Raw genomic sequence first — 7,743 nt, 5'->3', positions numbered from 1 at the left:
GGCGCCGACGGCGGCGGCTCGGCCACCCACACCAGCGCGGCGAGGTAGCGCCCGCAGTACGGGCAGAACGGCCCGGCGCCCGGCGGCGGGGTGCGCCCGCAGCGCGAGCAGGCCGGCAGGCGGGCTGCTCCGGGCGGGTTCGGGCCGGACATGGCGGGGGTCAGACGATCTCGGGGGTGCGGCCCTCGTCCGCCACGACCTCACGGCCCTGACCGGCCCAGGCCTGCATCCCGCCGTCGACGTTCACCGCGGGGTAGCCCTGGCCGGTGAGGTAGGCGACCACGCGGGCGGAGCGGCCGCCGGAGCGGCACACGACGTAGAGGGGCTCGGCGTCCGGGATCTCGGAGATCCGGGCGGTGAGCTCGGACATCGGCAGGTGGACAGACGTCGGCGCGCGGCCGGCGGCCCACTCGTCCGCCTCACGGACGTCGAGCAGCGCGGCGTCTGCGGGCAGGTCGGCCACGGTCACGGACGGGACAGCACTCATACCCCGATCCTGCCACGCGCCCCCGTCAGCCCGCCGTGAGCGCACGCCGGCCCCGAACGAGGGCTAGTGCGAGACCGCCTTCTCCGCGCCCGCGCCCGTCAGGGAGCGGACCTCCATCTCCGCGAACTTCTCCGCGTTGAACCGCTCCCGGCGCCCCACGAACGTCCCGACGATCCCGAGCAGGAACGACAGCGGGATCGAGACGATGCCCGGGTTCTCCAGCGGGAAGAAGTCGAAGCCGCCGTTCGGCAGGATCACGCTCTTCGGGCCGGACACGACCGGCGAGAAGACGATCAGCAGCACGCAGCTGGCCAGGCCGCCGTAGATGCTGAACAGCGCGCCCATGGTGTTGAACCGCTTCCAGAACAGCGAGTACAGCAGGGTCGGCAGGTTCGCCGACGCGGCGACGGCGAACGCGAGCGCCACGAGGAACGCGACGTTGATGCCGTTCACCAGGATCCCGCCGACGATCGCGACCACGCCGACGACCAGTGCCGTCATCCGCGCGACGCGCACCTCGTCCTGCGGCCTCGCCTCGCCCTTCTTGATCAGGTTGGCGTAGACGTCGTGTGCGAACGAGGCCGACGCCGTGATCGTCAGCCCGGCGACGACCGCCAGGATCGTGGCGAACGCGATCGCCGAGATCAGCCCGAGCAGCACCTCGCCGCCGAGCCGGAACGCCAGCAGCGGAGCGGCCGAGTTGACGCCGCCGGGGGCGGCGGCGATCGCCTCCGGCCCGACGAGCGCGGCGGCGCCGTAGCCCAGGACCAGCGTGAACAGGTAGAAGATGCCGATCAGCCAGATCGCCCAGACGACGGAGTTGCGGGCCTCCTTGGCCGTGGGCACCGTGTAGAAGCGCATCAGGATGTGCGGCAGCCCGGCGGTGCCGAGCACCAGCGCCAGGCCGAGCGAGATGAAGTCCAGCTTGTTCGTGTACTGCAGGCCCGGCGCGAGCAGCGCCTCGCCCTTCGGTGACGCGTCGACGGCCGCGCCGAGCAGCGCCGAGAAGTTCAGCCCGTACTTGCCGAGCACCCACGCGGTCATCACCGCGGCGCCGACGACCAGCAGCCCCGCCTTGATGATCTGGACGTACGTGGTGCCCTTCATCCCGCCGACCAGCACGTAGACGATCATCAGGACGCCGACGACCCCGATCACGATGCTCTGCCCGAGCCGGTTCGAGTTCGGGATCTGCAGCAGCAGGGCGATCAGGCCGCCGGCCCCCGCCATCTGCGCGAGCAGGTAGAAGAACGACACCACCAGGGTCGACGTCGCCGCCGCCGCCCGGACCGGACGCTGGCGCATCCGGAAGCTCAGGACGTCGCCCATCGTGAACTTGCCGGTGTTGCGCAGCAGCTCCGCGACCAGCAGCAGCGCGACCAGCCAGGCCACGAGGAAGCCGATCGAGTAGAGGAAGCCGTCGTAGCCGTTGACGGCGATCGCGCCCGCGATGCCGAGGAACGACGCCGCGGAGAGGTAGTCCCCGGAGATCGCGATGCCGTTCTGCGAGCCGGTGAAGGACCGGCCGGCGGCGTAGTAGTCCGACGCCGTGCGGTTGCTGCGGCTGGCCCGGTACACGAAGACCAGCGTGACCAGCACGAACGCGACGAAGATACCGATGTTGAGGCCGACGCTGCCGACCTGCTGCTGAGCCGCGGTCATCGGACCTGCCCCTCGATCTGGTGCCGGATGCGCTCGGCGGCCGGGTCGATGTGCCGGTTCGCGAACCGGACGTAGGCCGTGGTGATGGCGAACGTCGAGACGAACTGCAGCAGCCCGACGACCAGTCCGACGTTGACGTTGCCGAGCACCTTCGTCGCCATGAGCTCCGACGCGTAGGAGGCCAGCAGGACGTAGGCGAGGTACCAGACCAGGAAGGCAGCGCTCATCGGGAAGACGAAGCGGCGCAGCCTGCGGCGGAGGTCCGCGAACTCCGGGCCGGCCTGTACCCGTTCGTAGGCGGTGCCTGCCCTGCATTCCTCGGTGGTGCTCATGACGATCCCCGTTTCTCATGACGCGGGAACCCGGTGTGGCGGGTCCCACATGGCGAACGAGGGAACGGTCGCCCAGCCACGGCCGGGCGCGGGACGGTACCCGGATGGGCCTCGACCGGTCACGGAACGCTGCCGACGATCAGGCCGGACCCACGGACCGGTCGCCCGGTGCGGGCTCGTCGAGCTCCGCCCGGTCACGGTCCGAGATCGCGTCGCGGCCGCTCATCGCGTCGCGGCTGAGCCCGAGACGTTCCGGGGCGTGCAGGCGCAGCATGACCGCGTCGACGTCCGAGGGCCGCTCCCGCGCGGTCAGCAGGCTGACGACGATCATGGTCGCGAACGCGAGCGGCACGCTGACGATCGCGGGACGGTAGAGCAGGACGCCCAGCGGACCCGACTCCACGATCCCGGCGAGGCTCACGCCGACCGCGCCCGCCGAGACGACCCCGCCGGTCAGCAGCCCGGCGACGGCGCCCTTCGCCGTCAGGCCACGCCACCACACGCCGAGGACGAGCAGCGGGCAGAACGTCGACGCGGCGACGGCGAACGCGAGGGCGACGGTCTCGGAGAAGTCCAGCCTGGTCACGCCCAGCGCCAGCGCGACGGGTGCGGCGCCGGCCAGCACGGTCGCGATCCGGAAGTTGGAGATCTTGAACTCGCCGAGCCGCCGGCCGCGCAGGACGTCCGTGCTCAGCACCCCGGCGAGGCTCACCAGCAGTCCGGACGACGTCGACAGGAACGCGGCCCACGCGCCCGCGGCCACGATCCCGCCGAGCACCGCGCCGGCCGCGCCGCTGCCGAGCACCGCGGTGGGCAGCAGCAGCACCGCCGCGTCCGTCTCCCCGCCGACCAGCAGCTGCGGGGTGTAGAACCGGGACAGCGCGCCCAGCAGCGTCACCAGCAGGTAGAACACGCCGAGCATGGCCAGGACCACGACCGCGCTGCGCCGGGCCGCCCGGCCGTCCGGGTTCGTGTAGAAGCGGACGAGGACGTGCGGCAGGCCCATCGTGCCGAGGAACGTCGCGACGATCAGCGAGTAGATGCCGAGCAGCTGGTGCGGGTCCGCACCGGACAGCGGGAGCAGCCACTCGTCGTCCGCGACCGGCGCGCCCGCGACGACCGGCACCGCCGAGCCCGCCGGGAACGTCAGGTCCGTCTGCGCGCCGACGTCGTGCCGGGTCCCCGCGAGCCAGGTCTGCGGCTCGGCGGGGGTGACGTCGCGGCCGTCGACCCGCCCGTCGGCGACGACCGTGACCGTCCGGCCCGCCTCCAGCGTCACGTCGGTGCGCACGTCCACCGTGGTCCGGTCCGCGAACGCGGGCGGCGCGGGCCGGTCGTAGGTGTGTCCGCTGCCCAGGAAGAAGATCAGCGCGATGAGCGCCGGCAGGGTGATCGCGGTGAGCTTGAGCCAGTACTGGAACGCCTGCACGAACGTCACCGAGCGCATCCCGCCCAGCGCCACCGTGAGCACGATGACGACCCCGGCGGCCATCTCGCCGATCCACGCCGGCAGGCCGGTCACGGTCGTGACGGTGAGCCCCGCGCCCTGCAGCTGCGGGAGCAGGTAGAGCCAGCCGATGAGCAGCACGAACACCGTGCAGACCAGGCGGACGCCGCGCGAGCGCAGCCGGACCTCGGCGAAGTCCGGCACCGTGTACGCACCCGAGCGGCGCAGCGGGGCGGCGACGAAGAGCAGCAACGACAGGTAGCCCGCGGTGAAGCCGACCGGGTACCAGAGCGCGTCGACGCCGTCCTTGAGCACCAGGCCCGCGATACCGAGGAACGACGCCGCGGAGAGGTACTCGCCCGAGATCGCGCCGGCATTCGTCCGCGTGCCGACGGTGCGGGACGCGACCAGGAAGTCCGACGTCCGGCGCGCCCGGTGCCCGAGCGCGCCGATGACCGTCGAGGCGAGCGCGACGAGCAGGATCGCCGTCAGCGCCGCGATCGCCGTGGCACTCATCACTGCGGCCCGGACGACGGCTGCTGCTCGGCCCGGTCGTGGTCCAGGCCGAGGCGCTCCGGCGCGTGCAACCGGAGCAGCGTGCGGTTCGCGTCGAGCGGGATGCGGGACCGGGTCCGCCTGCTGACCAGGACCATCGTGAGGAACGCGAGCGGCGCGGTGACGACGGCGGGCCGGGTCAGCAGGACGCCGAGGACCCCCCCGCGGTCGGTGAGGAACAGCGTGTAGACGACGCCGACCAGCGACGTCACGCCGCCGACGCACATCCCGGCGATGGCCCCGGCCGAAGTCAGCCCGCGCCACCAGATCCCGAGCACGAGCATCGGGCAGAACGTGGACGCCGCCACGGCGAACACGAGCGGGACGGTCTGGGAGAAGTCCAGCCGGGTCACGGACAGGGCCAGCGCGATCGGCAGCACGGCCGAGAGCACGGCGGCGAACCGGAAGTCCCGGAACCGCCCGCGCAGCACGTCGGTGAACAAGACGCCCGCCAGGCTCACGACCAGGCCCGAGGACGTCGAGAGGAATGCCGCGGCGGCCCCCGCGGCGACGAGCCCACCGAGCAGCCAGCCCGGCCATCCGGCGCCGAGCACCGCCGTCGGCACGAGCAGCACGGCGCCGTCCGTCCGGCCGTCGACGAGCAGCTGGGGCGTGAACATGCGGGACACCAGGCCCAGGAGCACGGAGAGGACGAACGTCCCGCCGATCATCGCCAGCACGACCACGGTGGTCCGACGCGCCGCGCGGCCGTCCGTGTTCGTGTAGAAGCGGACGAGCACGTGCGGCAGGCCCATCGTGCCCAGGATGCCGGCGGTCAGGATCGAGTAGATCTCCAGGAGCCGCTCGCCGTCCGGCCCGGACAGGGGGTCCAACCAGGCGCGGTCCGTGCTGGGCGATCCGGCCGGGACCGGGACCGGCTCGCCGGCGGGGAAGCGCAGGGTCGCTCCGGCGGCGACCTCGTGCACACCGGGGGCCCAGGTGATCGGCGCGGCGACCGGGACGCCGTCGACGGTCCCGGCCGCCGTCAGCTCCACCGGCTCGGCGACCTCCAGCCGGACCGGGGTGCGGACGTCGATGGTGGTCTCGGCCGGGAAGACCGGGGCCGTGGGCCGGTCCAGCGCCCGGTCGTCGGCGAAGAAGAAGCCGAGCGCGATGACCGTCGGCACGAGGAGCGCGGTGAGCTTCAGCCAGAACTGGAAGGCCTGCACGAAGGTGATGGAGCGCATCCCGCCGGCGACGACCGTGAGCACCACCAGCACCCCGGCGCCCAGCACCCCGGCCCACGACGGCAGGCCGGTGAGCGTGGTCAGGGACAGCCCGGCGCCCTGGAGCTGCGGCAGCAGGTAGAGCGTGCCGATGAGCAGCACGAACGCCGTGCAGACGGCGCGCAGCGGGCCGGGCCCGAGCCGGGACTCGGCGAAGTCCGGAACCGTGTACGCACCCGAGCGGCGCAACGGGGCGGCGACGAACAACAACAGCGCCAGGTAGCCCGCGGTGAAGGCGATCGGGTACCAGAGACCGTCCGTGCCCTCCCGCAGGACGAGCCCGGCGACGCCCAGGAAGGCGGCGGCGGAGAGGTACTCACCGGAGATCGCGGCCGCGTTCGGGATGGTGCCGACCGTGCGGGAGGCGACCAGGAAGTCCGACGTGCTGCGCGCGACCCGGACCCCGAGCGACCCGATGACGGCCGAGACCACCCCGACGAGGGCGATCGCGACCAGGGCGATGAGCGACGGCGTGTCCAACGGGGCGGATCAGTCCTGGACGTCGTCGGCGAAGCTCTGCTCCACCTTCTCGGCGGCGCGGGTGTGCAGCCAGCCCAGGCCCAGCAGGAACGGGTAGACGAGCACGCCGAGGAGCAGCCACGGCAGCCGGATGCCGAGCACCTCGATCTGCCCGATGTCCGGGAACACCGCGAAGAGGGCGGGGAGCAGCCCGAGCACGATCACCGCGACCGCCCCGATGCGCAGGGCGACGATCAGCTGGGTGCCGATGAGGTTGGTGCGCAGGAGGTCGCCGACGGCGGTCCCCTCCTGCACCTCGACGACGGTGCGCACGCTCCGCGCGTTGCCCTTGCGCTCGGACAGGACGACGCGGACGCGCTTGCTCGCGAGATCGTCGTCCGCGGGGGACCGGGCGCCGACGGGCCGGCGCTGCTCCGGGACGGGCGCGGGGCCGCGGTGCGCGACGGCGGGGGCTGGGCCGGTGACGAGCTCCGCGTCCGACGGCGCCTGCCCGGAGGTGGCCGCCGGCGGGGCCTCCGGGGGCGCGACGACGTCCGCGGCGACGGTCCGGTCGTCGACGGTCCGGTCGTCGACGACCGGGGGGATCACGCCGACGTCGGTCCGCTGCAGGTCGGTGTTCGCGAAGGCGGACTCGTCGAGGTCCGGGCGGACCCAGACCAGGCCGTCCTCGGCGTCGTCGAGATCGAGATCGAGGTCCTCGTCGTCCGGAGGCGGGGCGGGGCGGCGGCCGGGGTCGGTGCCGTGCAGGCGTCCGGGCACGCCACCGAGCCGGTCCGCGGGCGCCTGGGCGGCGGTGCCGGACAGCGGCATGGGCGCGGAGGCGGACCGCGGCGCGTAGGCGGCGGGGCCCGGCCGCGCCCGGTCGGGTGGGACCTGTGGCAGGGTGCCGGGGGGAACGGAGCCGGGACCGTCACGGCCCGGCCAGGAGGTCTCGGGGGCGGTCCGGCCCTGGGGCCCGGTGGTCTGGAACCCGGTGGTCCGGGACCCCGTGCCCTGGGGCCCGGTGTCCCCGGGTGCGGGACCGACCGGTCCGGGGGGAACCGCACCGTTCCCCCGCGGCGGCGTGGCCGGCCGGCCGCGGGTGACCCGCTCCCAGCGGACGCCCTCGGAGTCGTGGCGGACCTCCGTGTCCGGCATCGGGTACGGCCGGACCTGCGGGGCGGGCCCCGACGGCGGGTCGGGCAGGGCCGGCGGAAGCGGTGCCGACGAAATCGGGGCCGGCGGGAGCGGGCTCGCGAGCCCGGCGACCGGCGGGTACGCCACGTCGTCGGGATCCGGGTACTCCTCGCGGTCCCGCGCGAGCAGGTCCTCGACGCCGAACTGCACGGTCGAGTCGTCCTCGCGGGCGTGCCGGTTGTTCGCGCCGGAGGCCGCGTTGGCGTCCATCCGGCGGCGGATCTGCTCCTGCAGCCAGATCGGGCCGGAGTCCTCGACGGGATTTCGCGCCACGTCGTCGTCCGGGTCCGCGCGCGGGTCCCCCGACGGGCCGTCCGGGGGCGTGCCGGGCGCGCGTCCACGCGGCCGGCCGTCGTCCGCCGACGGGGCCGGGCCGGC

At 73.8% G+C, this 7,743-nt stretch carries 6 protein-coding genes; all 6 read right to left on the bottom strand.

What is annotated here, in order from left to right:
- Positions 1-160: 160 nt before the first annotated feature.
- On the bottom strand, positions 161-487 hold the full coding sequence (locus JWP64_RS26125) for a rhodanese-like domain-containing protein (protein ID WP_297502375.1): 327 nt from the start codon (positions 485-487) through the stop codon (positions 161-163).
- 63 nt (positions 488-550) lie between these two features.
- Positions 551-2,149 (bottom strand): cation acetate symporter, encoded by a 1,599-nt coding sequence (locus JWP64_RS26120; protein ID WP_297502373.1) that lies wholly within the window; start codon positions 2,147-2,149, stop codon positions 551-553.
- Positions 2,146-2,481 carry a DUF485 domain-containing protein gene (locus JWP64_RS26115; protein ID WP_297502371.1) on the bottom strand — a complete coding sequence of 112 codons (336 nt, stop codon included), beginning with the start codon at positions 2,479-2,481 and terminating at the stop codon, positions 2,146-2,148. Before JWP64_RS26115 ends, JWP64_RS26120 begins: the two co-directional genes overlap by 4 nt.
- A gap of 139 nt (positions 2,482-2,620) precedes the next feature.
- On the bottom strand, positions 2,621-4,444 hold the full coding sequence (locus JWP64_RS26110; protein WP_297502369.1) for a cation acetate symporter: 1,824 nt from the start codon (positions 4,442-4,444) through the stop codon (positions 2,621-2,623).
- Entirely contained in the window at positions 4,444-6,189 is a 1,746-nt protein-coding gene (locus tag JWP64_RS26105) for a cation acetate symporter (protein WP_297502367.1), read from the bottom strand. Before JWP64_RS26105 ends, JWP64_RS26110 begins: the two co-directional genes overlap by 1 nt.
- 9 nt (positions 6,190-6,198) lie before the next feature.
- The coding region (locus tag JWP64_RS26100; RefSeq protein ID WP_297502366.1) for a hypothetical protein at positions 6,199-7,743 on the bottom strand (1,545 nt) is incomplete at its 5' end.

This window comes from Pseudonocardia sp., assembly GCF_025465255.1.
GTDB lineage: Bacteria > Actinomycetota > Actinomycetes > Mycobacteriales > Pseudonocardiaceae > Pseudonocardia.
This window is presented reverse-complemented; position numbering and strand designations above follow the sequence as displayed.